A 17187-nucleotide genomic window follows, 5' to 3' on the forward strand; every position below is an offset into this window, starting at 1 on the left:
TATTTGCGGCTCCTATGTGCCCGGCCTTGAAATGAGTCAACAGGGAGCTGCCCACCGCGAGATGGCGCAGAAGATGCCAAGAATAGTTCGCGACACACCCGAAGGGCGGACAAACAGCGCTACTTGCCGGTCTTTAGCCCATCTTTTCAAGGTGTAGCGAGATTTATCCTGCCGCTTTGGCCAACCCTTTTGACAATTGCAGTGCGCCGTTCAGTCGCGATTTGGGATCGCCCCAGACGCGGTTGACCACCAGCTTACTGTCGGGACGAAGCTTCGCCACACCGTCGAGGCGCGCGACCCAGGCGAGCAAGCCGTCGATATTGGGCGGTTTATTGTCGTGGAAGGTGACCAGTGCGCCGCGCGGGCCGACATCGATCTTCGCCACGCACGCTTTCTTTGCGTGGAGCTTGATTTCGAGCAGCGTGATCAGATTCGCCGTGGGATCGGGGATCGGGCCGAAGCGATCGATCAGTTCCGCGGCGAAGGCTTCGATTCCGTCGGTCTCCTCTATCTCGTTGAGGCGGCGGTACAGGCCCATGCGGAGGTCGAGATCGGGGACATAGTCCTCCGGGATGAGAATCGGCGCGTCGACGGTGATCTGCGGGCTGAAGTCGCGCGGGCGTGCAAGGGCGCCGCCGGCCCTCGCTTCCATAATCGCCTCTTCTAACATCGACTGATAGAGTTCGTAGCCAACTTCCTTGATATGTCCGGATTGTTCATCACCCAGAAGATTGCCGGCACCGCGAATGTCGAGGTCGTGGCTGGCGAGCTGGAAGCCAGCGCCAAGACTGTCGAGATCGCTCAGCACCTTGAGGCGCTTTTCCGCCGCCTCGGTCAGAATGCGGCCGGCCGGCGTCGTCAGATAGGCATAGGCGCGGGTCTTCGCGCGTCCGACTCGGCCGCGCAGCTGGTAGAGCTGGGCAAGGCCGAAACGGTCGGCGCGGTGGATGATCATCGTATTGGCGCTGGGAATATCGAGCCCGCTTTCGACGATGGTGGTCGAGACCAGCACCTCGAACTTCTTGTCGTAAAATGCGGACATGCGTTCCTCGACCTCGGTCGGAGACATTTGTCCATGCGCGGTGACGTAGCGCACCTCCGGCACATGTTCGCGCAGGAATTGCTCGATATCGGGCACATCGGCGACGCGTGGCGTGACGAAGAAGCTCTGCCCGCCGCGATAATGTTCGCGCAGCAACGCCTCGCGCAGCACCACCGGGTCCCAGGGCATGATATAGGTGCGCACCGCGAGGCGATCGACCGGTGGGGTCTGAATCACCGACAGCTCACGCAGGCCCGACATCGCCATCTGCAGCGTGCGCGGGATCGGCGTCGCGGTGAGGGTCAGGACATGGACGTCGGTCTTGAGCGCCTTCAGCCGTTCCTTGTGCGTCACGCCGAAGCGCTGCTCCTCGTCGACAATGACCAGGCCGAGCCGCTTGAATTCGACCGACTTGGCGAGGATCGCATGGGTGCCGACCACGACATCGATCGTGCCGGCGGCAAGGCCTTCGCGCGTGGTCTTGGCTTCTCCGGCGGTGACGAGGCGGGAGAGGCGCCCGACATTGAGCGGGAAGCCTTCGAACCGGGCGGTGAAATTGTTGAAATGCTGGCGCGCGAGCAATGTGGTCGGGCAGACGATCGCGACCTGCAGCCCGGCCATCGCTGCCGCAAAGGCGGCGCGCAGCGCGATCTCGGTCTTGCCGAAGCCGACATCGCCGACGACCAGCCGGTCCATCGGTGTGCCCTTGGCAAGATCGGCGAGCACATCGTTGATCGCGCGGTCCTGATCGTCGGTCTCTTCGTACGGGAAGCGATCGACGAAGCTGGCATAGCCGCCGCCATCGGGTTCGATCACATCGGCTGGACGGAGCGCACGTTCGGCCGCGGTCGCGATCAGGTCGCCCGCGATCTCGCGGATGCGCTCCTTCATCTTCGACTTGCGCCGCTGCCATGCCTCGCCGCCGAGCCGGTCGAGGCTCGCGCCTTCGCTGTCCGAGCCGTAGCGCGACAGCACGTCGATATTCTCGACCGGCACGAACAGTTTGTCGCCGCCGGCATAGCTCAAGGCGACGCAGTCATGCGGGCTCTGGCCCACCGGAATCGAGGTCAGGCCCTCATAGCGACCAATGCCGTGATCGACATGGACGACGAGATCGCCGGGCGTAAGCATCGCCAGTTCGGCAAGGAAGGCATCGGCGGATTTCTTGCGCTTGGCGCGGCGCACCAGCCGGTCGCCGAGCATGTCCTGTTCGGTGAGCAGCGCGACATCGGGGGTGGTGAAGCCGTGGTCGAGCGGCAGGATGATCAGCGCGATACCACCGGTGCCGACACCAAGCGCCTGCTGCCAGGTATCGACCAGCGACAGATGCGATGCGCCATGATCCTTGAGCAGCCCGGCAAAGCGTTCACGCGATCCGCTCGAATAGCTGGCGAGGATCGGTTTGCGCCCGTCCTTTTTCAGCGTGTTGAGGTGATGGACCACCGCTTCGTAGATATTGACGCCGCTGTTGCGTTCCGGCCCGAAATCGCGCGGCCCGTCGACCGCGAAGTCGAGCACGGTGGCGCTTTCCGGTTCATGGAATGGCGTGGTGAGATGGGTCGGGGCTTGTTCAAGCCGTTCGGCGAAGTCCTTGGCAGTCAGATACAGCGCGTCGGGCGGAAGCGGGCGATAGCTGCCCGGGTCGCTTGACTGGGCGCGGACGCGGTTGGCGTGATAGTCGGTGATCGCTTCGAACCGTTGCTCCGCCGCGCCGATCACACCAGCGTCGCGGACCAGGACGGCTTCGTCACCGAGATGGTCGAACAAGGTCGCCATCTTTTCTTCGAACAGCGGCAGCCAATGCTCCATCCCGGCGAGGCGACGGCCATCGCTGATCGCCTGATAGAGTGGATCGCCGGTCGCGGTCGCGCCGAAGCGCTCGCGATAACGGCTGCGGAAGCGCTTGATGCTGTCTTCGTCGAGCAGGGTTTCCGAGGCGGGAAGCAACGTGAAGCCATCGATGCGGCCGGTGGTACGCTGATCGGCGGGATCGAAAGTGCGGACGCTTTCGATCTCGTCGCCGAAGAAGTCGAGGCGCAGCGCTTGTTCCTCGCCGCTCGGGAACAGGTCGACCAAGCCGCCGCGAACCGCGAATTCCCCCGAATCCGCAACGGTTTCCACGCGGACATAACCATTGGCCTGGAGCATCGCCGCAAGCTTGTCGCGGTCGATCCTCGCCTTGGGGGCGAGGGTGGTGACGAGTTGACGGATGCGGAACGGGGTCAGGACGCGCTGGGCGGCGGCATTGGCGGTGGTGATGAGGAGCTGTGGCGCCTTGGTCGGTTGCTGCAAGCGGTGGAGCGTCGCCATCCGCTCGGCCATGGTGCGCAAGGTCGGCGATGCGCGGTCATAGGGAAGGCAGTCCCAGGCCGGGAAGGTCAGCACCTCAAGCTCCGGCGCGAACATCGTCGCGGTCGCGGCGATCGCGCGCATTGCGGCTTCATCGGGGGCGATGAACACCGCGCGGGTCTTCGCTGCGCGTGCGAGATCGGCAAGCAGCCACGGCTCGAACCCGGTCGGCACGCCGGCAAGGGTGAGCGGCGTCTTGGCCGAGAGGATCGTCTTCAGGTCGGGCATATCAGATGGAAAAGCCTTGTTACCGTTCGTGCTGAGCTTGTCGAAGCACCGTCTTGTTCTTGTCCGGCCAAGTCGAAGAAGAACGGCCCTTCGACAAGCTCAGGGCGAACGGTTTATTTTTCGGTGCGCGCTTCATTCCGCAATCGGCACGTAGTTCAGCACTTTCATCGCCTCGATCAGCGATCCGGCATATTTCGCCGGCACCCCATCGGTGCCGATCGCCCAGGCCATGATGTCGACATCCTGTTCCTCGAGCAGTTCCTCGAACAGCTCGATCTCGGCGTCGCTCCAGGTTGTGGATTTCGCGTCGAAAAACCCACCGATCAGCAGATCGGCCTCACGCGTGCCGCGATGCGAGGCGCGGAAGCCGAGGCGTTTGAGGCGTATGTCGCGGTCCATCGTCATCCCCGGATATCTTCCATGCGCAATTACCCGGCGGGCGCTGGCGGCGACCGTCGGGTGAGGCTACAGGACGCAGATAGTCATGCGCCCCGATATCCTCAATCCACTGTTTGCCGAAGTGACGGCATTGAAGGGCATTGGTCCGGGCCTTGCCATGCCGCTCGACAAGCTCGGGCTGAGCCGGGTGGTCGATGTGCTGTTCCATTTGCCGACCGGCTGGATCGACCGCGTGGCGCGCGACGAGCTCGACATGGCCGATGCCGGGCGCACCATCGTCATCACGCTGACCGCGCGGGAGTATCGCAGCAGCACCGGACGCGGGCCGACCCGCGTGCATGCCGCCGATGCGCGCGGCAACATTGTCAGCCTGGTTTATTTCGGCGGGCATTCAGGCTGGGCGAAGAAGCTCGCGCCGATCGGCGAACCACGCCGCGTGTCGGGACGGCTGGAATTGTACGGGCAGGAACTGCAGATCGTGCACCCCGATTATGTCCTGCCGCTCGATGAGGCCGGCGAGCAACCGGAGCGCGAGGCGATCTATCCGCTGTCGGAGGGGCTGACCTCGCGGCGCATGGGCCAATTGGCGGCACAAGCGCTGGAGCGAGCGCCGGAATTGCCCGAATGGATCGAGCCGGGGCTGCTGGCGAAGCGCGGCTGGCCGGGATGGCGCGACGCGATGGCGCGAGTCCATGCCGATCCGTCGGACATGGTGGCGCGCGAGCGCCTCGCCTATGACGAGGTCTTCGCCAATCAGCTCGCGCTGACGCTGGTGCGGCAATCGTCGCGGGCACGGCGGGGCAGGGCGCTGACCGGCGACGCGCGGCTGCGCGACGCGCTGAAGCTGCCTTACAGCCTGACGGGCGCGCAGGTGCGGGTGGTGAGCGAGATCGAGGGCGATCTGGCGCAGGCGCAACCGATGCTGCGGCTGCTGCAGGGGGATGTCGGGTCGGGCAAGACATTGGTCGCGACGATGGCGCTGCTGCTCGCGGTCGAAGCAGGCGCGCAGGGAGCATTGCTCGCGCCGACCGAGATCCTGGCGCGGCAGCATTACGAAACGCTGCGGCGGCTGCTGGCGGGCGTGCCGGTCGAGGTCGCGATCCTGACCGGGCGCGACAAGGGCAAGGTGCGCGAGGCGACCCTCATGGGGCTCGCTTCGGGCGCGATCGATATATTGATCGGCACGCACGCGATCTTCCAGGAAGCGGTGTCGTACAAGGATCTCGCGCTGGTGGTGGTCGATGAGCAGCACCGCTTCGGTGTCGCGCAGCGCATGATGCTGCAGGCCAAGGCAAAGGCCGCGCCGCATCTGCTCGCGATGACCGCGACGCCGATCCCGCGCACGCTGACATTGGCCAATTATGGCGAGATGGACGTCAGCCAGATCGACGAGATGCCGCCGGGCCGGCAGCCGATCGAGACGCGGGTGATTTCCGAAGACCGGCTGAGCGAGATGGTCGATGCACTGGCACGGCATCTGTCCGATGGCGGCCAGGCCTATTGGGTCTGCCCGTTGGTCGAGGAAAGCGAGAAGACCGACCTCGCCGCAGCCGAGGCGCGCGCGGAAACCTTGCGCGCGCGATTCGGCGACCGGGTCGGGCTGGTCCATGGACGGATGAAGGGCCCTGAGAAGGACGCCGTGATGGAGGCGTTTGCCGCCGGCCGTACCGGCGTGTTGGTCGCGACGACGGTGATCGAGGTCGGCGTGGATGTGCCCAATGCGACCCTGATCGTGATCGAGGCGGCGGACCGCTTCGGACTCGCGCAATTGCACCAGTTGCGCGGGCGGGTCGGGCGGGGGAGCGGGCGGTCGATCTGCCTGCTGATTCGCGGCAATGCGCTGAGCGAGACATCGCGCGCACGCCTGGCCTTGATGCGCGAGACCAATGACGGCTTCCGTATCGCCGAGGAAGATCTGCGGCTGCGCGGATCGGGCGAATTGCTCGGGACGAAGCAGTCGGGCGAAGCTGCGTTCCGCATCGCGACGCCGGAGATGCTGAACGAATTGCTGCCGATCGCCACCGATGATGCGCGGCTGTTGATCGATCGCGACGGGGGGCTGAGCGCGGATCGGGGGCAAGCGGCACGGACCGCACTGTATCTGTTCGAACGCGATGCCGGGGTGGCGCTGCTGCGATCCGGCTGACGGGCCAGCGGCCCTTGATCAGCGGCCCTTGATCAGCGCCGCGAGCAGTTCGTAATAATCCGCCAGGTCGATCGGCCGGTCGAGTTCGCAGCCCATCCGGCCGCCCAGGCACCAGCGTACTTCCGCTGCGACCACGCCGACCACAGGCAGGGTCACGCGCAACCGCGACCCTTCGAGAATATCCCGGTCGCAGCGCGCCATCATGCCAAGTGCGGACATGTTGACGATCAGCAGGGAGAGCGGCTGCGCGTCGGGCCCAAAGGCGCGGGCGCGGTAATGCACTTCATCGCGCGCGATACTGCGATTGTCGGCGATTGCCGCGTTTCCGAAACTCATGGCCCCGCGTCCCTTATGGTCCCGTCCGGAAGCTAGGGCATGGGGCGTAAACCGGGTCGCAACGAAGCTGTTTAACAAAGTCTTGCGGCACGATTTTTCGACAAATTTTATCCTGCGATCAGAAGGCCATGATGCTTCTTGCCGGCCGACACCTGCACCGGATCGGCGCCGACCGCGATGATCAGGGCCTCGTCACTGACCTTGTCTGCGCCGACGCGCGCGCCCCCGCCCTTGATCAGGCGGCGTGCCTCGCCCTTCGATGCGCAGAAGCCGAGACCGATCAGCGCGTCGACGATCGACACCTCTCCAGTGACGGTGAAGCTGGGCAGCGAGCCGCCGGCCGACCCTTCCTCGAAGGTCCGGCGGGCGGTTTCCGCCGCCTCCGCTGCCGCCGCCTCGCCGCGGCACATTGCGGTCGCGGCATTGGCGAGGATCTTCTTGGCCTCGTTGATCTCGGCGCCCTGCAGCGCCTCCAGCCTGGCGATCTCGTCGAGCGGAAGATCGGTGAACAAGCGCAGGAAGCGCCCGACATCGCGGTCGTCGGTGTTGCGCCAGAACTGCCAGTAATCGAAATGCGGCAGCTGATCCTCGTGCAGCCACACCGCGCCCGACATGGTCTTGCCCATCTTGCCGCCGTCCGCCGTGGTGATCAGCGGGGTGGTGATGCCATAGACCTCGGTCCCGTCCATGCGGCGCGACAATTCGATGCCATTGACGATATTACCCCATTGATCCGAGCCGCCCATCTGCAGCCGGCAGCCGGCACGGCGCGAGAGCTCCAGAAAGTCATAGGCCTGGAGGATCATGTAGTTGAATTCGAGGAAGCTCAGCGATTGCTCGCGGTCCAGGCGCAGCTTGACCGAATCAAAGCTGAGCATGCGGTTGACCGAGAAATGCTGTCCCACGTCGCGCAGGAATGGAATATATTCGAGCTTGTCGAGCCAGTCGGCATTGTCGACCATGACCGCATCGGTCGGCCCATCCCCGAAGGTCAGGAACCGTTCGAAGATGCGGCGGATCGACCGGACATTGGCGTTGATGCCGTCATGATCGAGCAGCTTGCGCGATTCCTCCTTGAAACTCGGATCGCCGATCTTGCCGGTGCCGCCACCCATCAGCACGATCGGCTTGTGGCCCGATTGCTGAAGCCGACGCAGCAGCATGATCTGCACCAGGCTGCCGACATGCAGCGACGGCGCGGTCGGATCGAAGCCGATATAGCCGGGCACGATCTGGCGCGCGGCTAACTCATCCAGGGCATCTATGTCCGTGGTCTGGTGAATATAGCCGCGCTCGCGGAGCGACAGAATGAGTTTGGAAGTATGGAGTGTCATGACGGTGGCGCGCTTAGCATGGAGCGCTCCGCTGTTGTACCCCCGCGAAGGCTGGGGTCCAGTCTGGGCTCCCGCCTTCGCGGGAGCACAAAACCTATGGCCCCGGCAACTGCCCGAGCGGATCGACCGGTGTGCGTCCCTTGCGCATCTCGAAATGGAGCTCGGGCCGGTCGGCAAAGCCCGAATCGCCCGACATCGCCACGGTCTGGCCCTTCTTCACCGCCTGGCCGCGCTGGACGAGCAATTGGCTGGCATGGCCGTAAACGGTGGTCCAGCCATCGCCATGCTTGAGGATCACCAGCCCGCCAAGTGCGGCGATCTCGTCGCCGGCATAGGCGACGACGCCGTCCGCCGCGGCCAGGATCGGCGTGTCGACCGGCACTGCGATCTTGATGCCGTTATTCTTCTCGCCGCTTGCGCCGGGGCCGAAACGACCGACCAGGCGGCCATGGACCGGCCAGGCAAAGGCGCCGCGCAATCGCGCCGGCTCGGCAATGGCGGCGTTCGACGGCAGGACCCGGCCCGACGACGGCGCCGGACGCGCCGGGCGCTGATGGGCGGCCAGCGCCGGCTCCCCACCGGTCAGGATGTCGTCGACGTCGAGCCGGAACGCTGCGGCGCGCTCCTCGATACTTGCCTTGCCGCTTGAGGCGCTGGGGATCAGCACGCGCATGCCGACGCGCAGGACATAGGGCTCGCTCAGGTCATTGGCGGCAATGATTCGCGACCAGTCGATGCCATAGGCACGCGCAATGGCGATACCGGTTTCCCCGGCGCGGACGAGGTGATAGCGGCCGGCCGGAATCTCCAGCTGCTGACCCGGGCGAATCAGATAGGGTGGGCGCATGCCATTGGCGCGGGCGATCGCCTCCGACCCCGAACCGGTGCGGTCGGCGATGCCGCGCAGCGTGTCGCCGGACCGGACGATGTAGATCGTCGCGCCGATCGAGCGTGCGTCGGCCGTCACCGGACGCGCCTGCCAGGCGGGCGGGGCGCTGGGCAGTTGCTGAACACCTTCATCGAGGCGGTGCCGTTCATAGGTGTCGCCGGACTGCGACTCGTTATAATCCGGGTAGCGCCGTGGCTCCGGTCGATCCCCGCCGGGAATACATGCGCCCACCAGCAATAGCGCCGCGAGCGGCGCAACGCCGTATCCGATACCTGCCCCCATGGCTCTTCCCCCAAGCCAGCCCCCCGGCTGGTTGTCCCTAGGTAAACGCCGCGTTCAGCATGTCGAGTGATTCATGATGGGTCAGATCGAGATGGAGGGGCGTAACCGCGATAAAACCCTCGGCAATCGCCTCCAGATCGGTTGAATGTGCCGGCGTCTCCACCGTCGGGCCAAGCGCGAACCAGTGATATTCATAGCCGCGCGGGTCGCGATTGGTGACGATCTGCAACCGGCCATAGTCGCGCAGGCCCTGATTGGCGATGCGAATGCCTTTCACGTCCGCGGCGGGCCCAGCCGGGAAGTTGATGTTGACCAGGGTACGCGGCGCGAGCGGCGCATTGATCAGCGGACGCAGCACGCGCTCGCCCCAGGCGACGGCTGCCTCGAACGGCACCGTGTCGCCCATGCCTTCGCGGCTATAGACCTGGCTCAGCGCGATCGAGCGCACCCCGGCCAGTGCGCCTTCCATCGCGGCGGAGACGGTACCCGAATAGGTTACGTCCTCGGCGAGGTTCGCGCCGCGATTGACCCCCGACAGGATCAGGTCGGGCGGGCTGTCTTTCATGATCCGCGCGATCGCCATCATCACCGCGTCGGTCGGCGTGCCGGCGACGGCGAAACGCTTGTCGCCATGTCGGCGAATGCGAATCGGCCGGCTCAGCGTCAGCGAATGCCCGGCGCCCGACTGTTCCTCCGACGGTGCCACGATCCAGACATCGTCGGAGAATTTCGCCGCGATCTCCTCCAGCACCTTGAGGCCGGGGGCATGATAGCCGTCGTCATTGGTCAGCAGGATGCGCATCAGGCGGCTTCCAGCCGGTTCAATCCCTTGAGATAGGGCTGCAGCACATCAGGGATCGCGACCGACCCGTCCTCCTGCTGGTAATTCTCCAGCACCGCGACCAGCGTCCGGCCGACCGCCAGGCCCGAGCCATTGAGCGTGTGGACGAAGCGAGTCGCCTTCTCGCCCTCGGGGCGGTAGCGCGCATTCATGCGCCGCGCCTGGAAATCGGTGCAGGTCGAGCAGCTCGAAATCTCGCGATACTGGTTCTGCCCGGGCAGCCAGACTTCGAGGTCGTACGTCCGCGCGGCAGTGAAACCCATATCGCCGGTGCACAGCTTCATGCGGCGGAAGGGCAGGCCAAGCGCGTCGAGCAGCCCTTCGGCGCATGCGGTCATGCGCTCATGCTCGGCCTCCGACATGTCGGGGGTGACGATCGAGACCATCTCGACCTTTTCGAACTGGTGCTGACGAATATAGCCGCGCGTGTCGCGCCCCGCGGCGCCGGCTTCGGAGCGGAAACAAGGCGTCAGCGCAGTGAAGCGCAGCGGCAGCTCGCCCTCGGCCAGTATCTTGTCGGCAACGATATTGGTCAGGCTGACTTCGGCGGTCGGGATCAGCCAGCGGCCATCGGTGGTGCGGAACAGATCTTCGGCGAATTTGGGCAGCTGCCCGGTGCCGAAGACCGCATTGTCGCGAACCAGCAGCGGTGGCACGCACTCCTCATAGCCATGCTGGCCGCTCAGCGTGTCGAGCATGAACTGTCCCAGCGCGCGGCTGAGTTTCGCGGCCGCGCCGCGCACCAGCGTGAAGCGCGTTCCGGACATCGCCGCGCCGGTCTCGAAATCGAGCCCGAGCGCCGGGCCGATCGCATCATGTTCTTTCGGCGCAAAGGCAAAGACCGTTGGCGTGCCGCGCGCGTGGACGAGTGCATTGTCCTCCTCGTCGGTGCCCTGCGGCACGTCGGCGAGCGGCAGGTTGGGCAGCGCGGCAAGCTGGCTGTTCAGCGCTTCGCCCAGTTCCTTCTCCTCGGCCTCGATCGCCGGCAGCCGTTCCTTCAGCACGGCAACTTCGGCCATGAGCGTCGTCGCGGTCGCTTCATCCTTCGCCGCCTTTGCGGCACCGATCGCCTTGCTCGCTTCGTTACGCCGGGCCTGTCCGGCCTGGGCTTCGGTGATCAATGCGCGGCGGCGTTCGTCGAGCGACACCAGTTCGGCGGCATGCGGCGACAGGCCGCGCTTTGCCAGCGCGCCGTCAAAAGCTTCGGGGTTTTCGCGGATCAGACGGATATCATGCATGGGCGCAGGCTATGGCGGCGTGACGGACGACGCGCAACCCGCAGGGAGGCCGGCGCGTTACCCTGACCGATATCAATGATCGGAAAGGCCATTTCATGCAGGTTTCGCACAACGCCGTCGTCCTCGTCGCTGATGGACGCGAGATGCTCTTTCTGCGCAACGAAGGCGATGCGACCCATCCGAATCTGGTGGTTGAAAATGCCCTGGAGCAGGTCAATCCATCGGACGGCGCTCAGAAGACCGACCATGCCGGGCGTTCATCATCGAGCGTTGGCGGCGGGCAGAATTCGATGCAGGAAGTGGACTTTCACCAGCAGGAGGAGGATCGCTTCGCGGCCGACACCGCCGATCTGCTCAAGCGCCGCGCGCTGGCCAATGATTTCGAATCGTTGATCGTCATCGCACCACCCCGAACGCTGGGTGAACTGCGCAAACATTATCACAAGGAAGTCAGCTTGCGGCTGACCGCCGAGCTCGACAAGGATCTGACCGGCCATCCGATCGATCGGATCGAGGCGGCGTTGCAGGCCGCCTGACACGAAAAAGCTCCCGCGCAAACACGCGGGAGCTTTTTTGATCTGAGCCGTCGACCGGCGGATGATCAGGCCGCGACGGTGGTTTTCCTGGCGAAGCGCCGGCGTGCCACGAGCGCCGCTGCCGCTGCGCCGAACAGCAGGACCATCGGCGGCGCCGGGACGGGCGATGGGGTGCCGCCATTGCTGCCGGTGCTGCCGTTGCTGTTGCCGCAATGCCGGCACCAGCCGCCATTCGAACTCCAGCCGCCATTGCTGCTCCAGTTGCCCGAGCTGGTGGACGACGAATTGCTGCTGCTCGTCGAGGCGGAGGTCGACGCCGATGTCGATGCGGACGTCGAGGCCGAGGTCGATACGTTTCCGCTCGACGAACTCGTGCTGGTGCTCGTCACGCCACCCGTACTGGTGCTGGTGGACGAGCCGCCCGATGAGGTGCTGGTCGACGATCCGCCGCTCGAGGTCGAGCCACCGCTCGAGGTGGACGAGATGACGATCCCGCCGCTGCCGCTCGATCCGCCGCCGCCGAAGAAGCCGCCGGCAAAGAAACCGCCGCCGCCGCCGAAGCCGCCACCGCCGACAACGGCTGCGCCGCCGCCGCCGCCGCCACCGACCGGCATCTCGCCGCTCGACCCGGCAAACGCCACGGGGGAAGGGGGATGGGGGCACCCTGACTGGTCACCGTGACGACCGCGGGCGGACAGGCTGCACGCGTTTGCGTCACGACTCGGCGTACCTTGCTCACCGGGCGTTTCACCGCCACGCGGCGAACCACGCGCTTGGTAACTGTTTTCGTTGCGTAGACCTGTCGCGTCTTCGCACCTTCCGCGACGTGCACTGCACCGCCACCGATCAGCGCGCCACCGCAAGCGCAGGCGCACAATTTTGCCAAGGCCATCCGCACAGACATGATGTCACTCTTTCGTTACTGGTCCGGCTGCACCAGATCCGGATCCATTGCAGCTGGATTGCCGCTATTGCCCAAAGGGACCAACAAACTATTAAGTTCAAGCTCGTTAACCATTGTTCGAGCGATGAAATGACGAATTCGTGGCGTTGCTGCGTCATTAGTTTCGTTAACGTGCCAAGTCGGCACAGTTCATCGATTAATACTAATCGAGTGTTAAGGTTTAAGGTTAACGACGGCGGGCGCTCAGCAAAGCGGCGGTGATCCGGCGGGTTCACAAAAATGCAATGAGATGGCGGTTAAGGGCGCGTCGAAACAATCGAACCATTTCAGTGAGTCGGTTGCTTGTGGTGTGAGAACGGCATGTCTATAGGCGCGGTCATCACTGGGGCAGGATAGGGGCGGTCCGGAGATGCGCAAAAGCATCGTGTTGACCGACAGGAGAGTGGGATGGCGACGGTCTTGAATCGATTGGACGAATCCGAGGAACCAGGCGCCATTGCGGCGAACGGCACGACTGACGGCTATCGCCCCAGTGCGGATGAGCCGTTTATGAATGAGCGCCAGCAGGACTATTTTCGCGGCAAGCTGCACCAATGGAAGGATGCGATCCTGCGCGAGGCGGCGGGCACGCTGAGCCAGTTGCAGGTCGATTCGCTGCGTGAGGCCGATCTGACCGATCGGGCATCGAGCGAAACCGACTGGTCGATCGAACTGCGTACGCGCGACCGTCAGCGCAAGCTGATCTCCAAGATCGATGCCGCGCTGCGTCGCATCGACGAGGGCGAATATGGCTATTGCGAGGTCACCGGCGAGCCGATCTCGCTCGCCCGGCTCGAAGCGCGCCCGATCGCGACCATGACGGTGGAAGCGCAGGAGCGTCACGAGCGTCACGAAAAAGTGTCACGCGAAGACTGATTCGGATCGTTTCGCGCAATCTCTTAAGCGATTCGATACGAATTTCTGGTCTATCGGGTGCCGAACGGAGGTTGGCGCGAGCACCCTATGGACCAGTTGCCCTATGATCCTTTTAGCGGACTGGCCGCTGACGACCCGGCGCGCAACCGCAACGAGGCGCGCGACAGCCTGTTCCTGATGGCTGATTTCCGCATCGCCGGCAGCAATGAGATTCAGCATGTCCGCGTTCGCAACCTTTCGGCCGGTGGCCTGATGGCTGAATTGGCCAATGGCTTGCCACAGGGGCTCGATGTCGAATTCGATGTTCGCGGGATCGGCTGGGTGTCGGGCAAGATCGCCTGGTCCGCCGCCGGCCGGGTCGGCGTTGCCTTTTCTCACCCGATCGATCCGATGCTGGCGCGCAAGCCTGTCGGCCAGGGCACCAAGACGCCGGTTTTCGTCAAGCCGATCCTGACGCGACGCTGAGTTCCTCCTTTACGCAGGAGCACGATTTCGACCCGAGCATCTGGCATGCCGATGCCGGGCGAACCTTCCCGAAAAATGAGTCCGAAACGGTAAAAGCGGCGCTTGCGCTCGCTCGTCTCGGCGAAACGCCTGGCCTGACGCAAGAGCGCTGCGCGGAATATGATTGGGCCGGGGTTGCGGTGGAGGCGCAACGCCATCCGATCTTGCCGGAGAAGCTGGCGCTGCAGTCATTTGTCGGTCGATATGGTCCCAACACTGTCACATTGGTCGATGGCGCATTGTGGTTCGGTCGGCCCAATCGCGCCACGCGCAAGCTGATTCCGCTGACGAACGAGCTTTTCGCCGTCGAGGGGTTCGATGTTTCGGGTGCGCTTCGGCAAGGATCTCATGGAGACCATCTGGATGGGTGACCCGGTGCCGCGCACTTTCCCGCGGAGCTGATGCCGGCGGGGTGATCCAGATGTGATGATGTTGAGGCGGATGGCCGCCTGTCCCCGCGCGGGCAAACCCGCGCGAGGGGGACGCACGGCTATTGTGTGGTCATTTCCTCTTTGACGCGAAGTTTCTGCTTCTTGAGCGCCGCCAGTGCCACGGTATCGGGGAGTGGGCGTTGCGACTCGGCTGCGATCTTTTGATCGAGCACGGCGTGCTTGGCCTCAAGTGCCGAGAAATGCGCAGTTTGCATGGAAGAAAGCCTCCTTCGTTGCTGGGCGGGGGAATGATTGAAACACGTTGATGACGAATTGTCTTCCTCGAATTTTCCGACAATCGATGTGCCGAGGCGATTTTCACGGCGGGCCGTGCGACTGCCCCAAATGTGACGCATTCCCGGCCGGCTGCGATGACGACCGTTGCCGGTTCCCGGTCCGCATTCTAAGGATGGCGCGCAGGAAATGGGGAAAAGATGGACGACACGCAGATCGCCAAGCGCCTGGAAATCCTGCGCATCGAGCACCGCGATCTCGACTCCGCGATCGGCGCGCTGTTCGAAACGGGCTCGACCGACCAGCTCCAGCTCGCGCGACTGAAGAAGCGCAAACTGCGCCTGCGTGACGAGATCGGCATGCTCGAGGATCAGATGATCCCGGATATCATCGCCTGAAGACTTACCGCGCGGGCACATTGCTCCGCTTTGGGACGCATTCGGGGAACAGGGCGCTCAAAAGATCTATGTCGTTAACACCTGGTTTATGTCACGTCAGGACCATGCACGGCTTTGCCTCCGAAGCGCGGATCCACCGCAGGCTGATCGACACGCTCTATGTCGATGCGATGGTGCTTGCGGACGAGGCGCGCAGCTATTTCGACGAAGGTGGGCGCGAAGAGCGCGAAACGCTCGATCCGCTGGCGCGGGTGTCCTTTTCCTGTGAATCGCTGAAGGTCACGACGCGGCTGATGCATATCATCGCCTGGCTGCTGACCCAGCGTGCGGTCGACGCCGGCGAATTGCAGGCGCGCGATGCGCTCGATCCGTCACGACGGCTCGGTCCCGCGCCGGTCAGCGATGCAGCGGCCATCCTGGCCATGCCGCCTCAGGCGCAAGCCCTGATCGCCTCGAGCACCGAACTCTATCGTCGCGTCGCACGGCTCGACGATGCCCAGGCCGACCAGCATGTGATGGAGAGCCCGGCGCGGTCGATGTTCGATCGGCTGGCGACGGCATTCTGATCGACGGATCGCGCACGGCCCCTCCTTTGGCGAGGATAGGCTAAGGCGCCGAGGCTGAAATCGGATGCCTGAGCTATCCCGTCATCCTCGGAAAAGCGAGGATCCCGCTTCTTCTACTAAGGGCGGGCAAGGCAGTGGGATCCCCGCTTTCGCGGGAATGACGATGAAGATCGGCCTCAAGTCACTTTTACATAAGTGTTTGATATATAACAAATTATCTTGGAATTCTACCGCAACTTCGCGGTGAGATATGGTACATTGCTGGTGTAACATATCTCTGGTCGCTGCTCAGCAGTGTGGCCAATCGGGGCCTGAGATATGCGACATCACTGGTGTAACATATCTCTTGCCACCGTCCCCGCAGTGTCGCGGACGAGGCCGGAGATATGTGACATCCCCGGTGTAACATATCTCTTACTATGCCCCCGCAGTCGCACTTGCGGCGATTCAAGCATCCCACGCAATCGGGCATATCATCCCGTGCCGGACGGTCCCGGTGGGCTCTTTCTCAGTGTCGAAAACAGCATGGTGAAAGCGCCATCAGCGCGATACCCGCGCATATCACCGCAGCCCTGTGGGAAGATCAGGCGGCGAGCCGGGTCCGTGCCGCGAGATATTCGCGCTCCAGCCGGTCCACCCGCACGCCGACCGGCTCGACTGCGGAGACCGCGCCGATGCCCTGGCCCGCGCCCCAGATTTCTTTCCACGCCTTGGCCTTGCTGCCATTGCCGCCACCGAAGTTCATCGTCGACAGATCGCCTTCGGGCAGATTGTCCGGATCCATCCCGGCCGCCTCGATCGAGCTGCGCAGATAATTGCCATGCACGCCGGTGAACAGGTTCGAATAGACGATGTCCGAGGCTTTCGATGCGACGATCGAGTCCTTGTAGCGCGATTCGGCATTGGCCTCGTCTGTCGCGATGAAGGGGGAACCGATATAGGCGAGGTCGGCGCCCATCGCCTGCGCCGCCAGCACCGCATCGCCGGTGGCGATCGAGCCGGACAGCGCGAGCGGTCCGTCGAACCATTGGCGGATTTCCTGGATCAGCGCGAAGGGCGACAGGCGGCCGGCATGGCCACCGGCACCGGCGGCGACCGCGATCAGGCCATCGGCGCCCTTTTCGATCGCCTTGCGCGCGAACCGATCGTCGATGATGTCGTGCAGCGTGATGCCGCCCCAGCCATGCACTGCGGTATTGAGATCCTCACGCGCGCCGAGCGAGGTGATGACGATCGGCACCTGCCACTTGGCGCACGTCGCAAGATCGGCCTCGAGCCGTTCGTTCGAGCGGTGCACGATCTGGTTGACCGCATAGGGTGCGGCGGGTGAGTCGGGATTGTCGCGGTTCCAGGCCGCAAGTTCCTCGGTAATGCGATGCAGCCATTCGTCGAGCTGCGCCTGGGGCCGGGCGTTGAGTGCCGGGAATGCACCGACGATTCCCGCCTTGCACTGGGCGATGACCAGGTCCGGACCGGAGATGATGAACAGCGGCGAACCGATGACGGGCAGGCGCAGGCGCTGCAGGATGGTGGGCAAGCTCATAAGCCCGTTTCATAGCGCAACTGAAATACCTGTCCAGCGCCGGATTGGTGCACGCCTTGCCATGCCGCCCGA

The 17187-nt window shown here is 64.1% G+C and carries 16 protein-coding genes; 7 read left to right on the forward strand and 9 right to left on the reverse strand.

Translation table 11 applies throughout. The annotated features are described in order from the left end of the window. Window positions 1–163 precede the first annotated feature (163 nt). Together mfd and H3Z74_RS08120 are read right to left on the reverse strand one after the other, a co-directional pair. A complete protein-coding gene (gene mfd / locus H3Z74_RS08115) occupies window positions 164–3619 on the reverse strand; it encodes a transcription-repair coupling factor (protein WP_187763392.1) in 3456 nt (1151 codons plus the stop codon). Between the two features lie 132 nt (window positions 3620–3751). Then, on the reverse strand, window positions 3752–4018 hold the full coding sequence (locus H3Z74_RS08120; RefSeq protein WP_187763393.1) for an FAD assembly factor SdhE: 267 nt from the start codon (window positions 4016–4018) through the stop codon (window positions 3752–3754). An 85-nt stretch (window positions 4019–4103) separates the two neighbouring features. Between H3Z74_RS08120 and recG the strand changes: the two genes are divergently transcribed. Then, on the forward strand, window positions 4104–6164 hold the full coding sequence (gene recG, locus H3Z74_RS08125) for an ATP-dependent DNA helicase RecG (RefSeq protein ID WP_187763394.1): 2061 nt from the start codon (window positions 4104–4106) through the stop codon (window positions 6162–6164). 18 nt (window positions 6165–6182) lie between these two features. Here recG and H3Z74_RS08130 read toward each other — a convergent pair whose 3' ends face one another. From H3Z74_RS08130 to serS, 5 genes are all read right to left on the reverse strand, one after another. Further along, a complete protein-coding gene (locus H3Z74_RS08130) occupies window positions 6183–6500 on the reverse strand; it encodes a PilZ domain-containing protein (protein WP_187763395.1) in 318 nt (105 codons plus the stop codon). Window positions 6501–6607: 107 nt separating this feature from the next. Then, the gene (gene tyrS, locus H3Z74_RS08135; RefSeq protein ID WP_187763396.1) at window positions 6608–7834 is read right to left on the reverse strand and encodes a tyrosine--tRNA ligase; all 1227 of its coding nucleotides are present in this window, start codon (window positions 7832–7834) and stop codon (window positions 6608–6610) included. A 94-nt stretch (window positions 7835–7928) separates the two neighbouring features. Next, on the reverse strand, window positions 7929–9005 hold the full coding sequence (locus H3Z74_RS08140) for a M23 family metallopeptidase (protein WP_187763397.1): 1077 nt from the start codon (window positions 9003–9005) through the stop codon (window positions 7929–7931). A gap of 37 nt (window positions 9006–9042) precedes the next feature. After that, on the reverse strand, window positions 9043–9807 hold the full coding sequence (gene surE, locus H3Z74_RS08145) for a 5'/3'-nucleotidase SurE (protein WP_187763398.1): 765 nt from the start codon (window positions 9805–9807) through the stop codon (window positions 9043–9045). Further along, window positions 9807–11084 carry a serine--tRNA ligase gene (gene serS, locus H3Z74_RS08150; RefSeq protein ID WP_187763399.1) on the reverse strand — a complete coding sequence of 426 codons (1278 nt, stop codon included), beginning with the start codon at window positions 11082–11084 and terminating at the stop codon, window positions 9807–9809. Before serS ends, surE begins: the two co-directional genes overlap by 1 nt. Window positions 11085–11179: 95 nt before the next feature. Here serS and H3Z74_RS08155 point away from each other — a divergent pair, with 95 nt between their 5' ends. From H3Z74_RS08155 to H3Z74_RS08170, 4 genes are all read left to right on the forward strand, one after another. Next, the gene (locus tag H3Z74_RS08155; RefSeq protein WP_187763400.1) at window positions 11180–11620 is read left to right on the forward strand and encodes a host attachment family protein; all 441 of its coding nucleotides are present in this window, start codon (window positions 11180–11182) and stop codon (window positions 11618–11620) included. Window positions 11621–11698: 78 nt separating this feature from the next. Then, window positions 11699–12301, forward strand: coding sequence for a hypothetical protein (locus tag H3Z74_RS08160; RefSeq protein WP_187763401.1), 603 nt, complete (start codon window positions 11699–11701; stop codon window positions 12299–12301). A gap of 670 nt (window positions 12302–12971) precedes the next feature. Next, window positions 12972–13439 (forward strand): RNA polymerase-binding protein DksA, encoded by a 468-nt coding sequence (gene dksA / locus H3Z74_RS08165; protein WP_187763402.1) that lies wholly within the window; start codon window positions 12972–12974, stop codon window positions 13437–13439. A gap of 87 nt (window positions 13440–13526) precedes the next feature. Beyond that, complete coding sequence (locus tag H3Z74_RS08170; protein WP_187763403.1) at window positions 13527–13904, forward strand: PilZ domain-containing protein; 378 nt, start codon at window positions 13527–13529, stop codon at window positions 13902–13904. 529 nt (window positions 13905–14433) lie between these two features. On the opposite strand, the gene H3Z74_RS08175 is transcribed toward H3Z74_RS08170, so the two are convergent. Beyond that, on the reverse strand, window positions 14434–14589 hold the full coding sequence (locus tag H3Z74_RS08175; protein ID WP_187764229.1) for a YdcH family protein: 156 nt from the start codon (window positions 14587–14589) through the stop codon (window positions 14434–14436). Window positions 14590–14808: 219 nt separating this feature from the next. Here H3Z74_RS08175 and H3Z74_RS08180 point away from each other — a divergent pair, with 219 nt between their 5' ends. Both H3Z74_RS08180 and H3Z74_RS08185 read left to right on the forward strand, forming a co-directional pair. Beyond that, complete coding sequence (locus H3Z74_RS08180) at window positions 14809–15006, forward strand: YdcH family protein (protein WP_187763404.1); 198 nt, start codon at window positions 14809–14811, stop codon at window positions 15004–15006. Window positions 15007–15110: 104 nt separating this feature from the next. After that, window positions 15111–15572: a DUF1465 family protein gene (locus tag H3Z74_RS08185; RefSeq protein WP_187763405.1), complete on the forward strand. Its 462-nt coding sequence runs from the start codon at window positions 15111–15113 to the stop codon at window positions 15570–15572. 583 nt (window positions 15573–16155) lie between these two features. Here the strand turns inward: H3Z74_RS08185 and H3Z74_RS08190 are convergent. Then, complete coding sequence (locus tag H3Z74_RS08190; RefSeq protein ID WP_187763406.1) at window positions 16156–17115, reverse strand: NAD(P)H-dependent flavin oxidoreductase; 960 nt, start codon at window positions 17113–17115, stop codon at window positions 16156–16158. Window positions 17116–17187 lie beyond the last annotated feature (72 nt).

Origin of the sequence: Sphingomonas alpina (assembly GCF_014490665.1) — a bacterium.
Classification (GTDB): Bacteria; Pseudomonadota; Alphaproteobacteria; order Sphingomonadales; family Sphingomonadaceae; genus Sphingomonas; species Sphingomonas alpina.

What these genes read in the sequence shown, in the direction of transcription:
- mfd (WP_187763392.1), bottom strand. Translation starts at nt 3,619, where the DNA reads ATGCCCGACCTGAAGACGATCCTCTCGGCCAAGACGCCGCTCACCCTT.
- H3Z74_RS08120 (WP_187763393.1), bottom strand. Translation starts at nt 4,018, where the DNA reads ATGGACCGCGACATACGCCTCAAACGCCTCGGCTTCCGCGCCTCGCAT.
- recG (WP_187763394.1), top strand. Translation starts at nt 4,104, where the DNA reads ATGCGCCCCGATATCCTCAATCCACTGTTTGCCGAAGTGACGGCATTG.
- H3Z74_RS08130 (WP_187763395.1), bottom strand. Translation starts at nt 6,500, where the DNA reads ATGAGTTTCGGAAACGCGGCAATCGCCGACAATCGCAGTATCGCGCGC.
- tyrS (WP_187763396.1), bottom strand. Translation starts at nt 7,834, where the DNA reads ATGACACTCCATACTTCCAAACTCATTCTGTCGCTCCGCGAGCGCGGC.
- H3Z74_RS08140 (WP_187763397.1), bottom strand. Translation starts at nt 9,005, where the DNA reads ATGGGGGCAGGTATCGGATACGGCGTTGCGCCGCTCGCGGCGCTATTG.
- surE (WP_187763398.1), bottom strand. Translation starts at nt 9,807, where the DNA reads ATGCGCATCCTGCTGACCAATGACGACGGCTATCATGCCCCCGGCCTC.
- serS (WP_187763399.1), bottom strand. Translation starts at nt 11,084, where the DNA reads ATGCATGATATCCGTCTGATCCGCGAAAACCCCGAAGCTTTTGACGGC.
- H3Z74_RS08155 (WP_187763400.1), top strand. Translation starts at nt 11,180, where the DNA reads ATGCAGGTTTCGCACAACGCCGTCGTCCTCGTCGCTGATGGACGCGAG.
- dksA (WP_187763402.1), top strand. Translation starts at nt 12,972, where the DNA reads ATGGCGACGGTCTTGAATCGATTGGACGAATCCGAGGAACCAGGCGCC.
- H3Z74_RS08170 (WP_187763403.1), top strand. Translation starts at nt 13,527, where the DNA reads ATGGACCAGTTGCCCTATGATCCTTTTAGCGGACTGGCCGCTGACGAC.
- H3Z74_RS08175 (WP_187764229.1), bottom strand. Translation starts at nt 14,589, where the DNA reads ATGCAAACTGCGCATTTCTCGGCACTTGAGGCCAAGCACGCCGTGCTC.
- H3Z74_RS08180 (WP_187763404.1), top strand. Translation starts at nt 14,809, where the DNA reads ATGGACGACACGCAGATCGCCAAGCGCCTGGAAATCCTGCGCATCGAG.
- H3Z74_RS08185 (WP_187763405.1), top strand. Translation starts at nt 15,111, where the DNA reads ATGCACGGCTTTGCCTCCGAAGCGCGGATCCACCGCAGGCTGATCGAC.
- H3Z74_RS08190 (WP_187763406.1), bottom strand. Translation starts at nt 17,115, where the DNA reads ATGAGCTTGCCCACCATCCTGCAGCGCCTGCGCCTGCCCGTCATCGGT.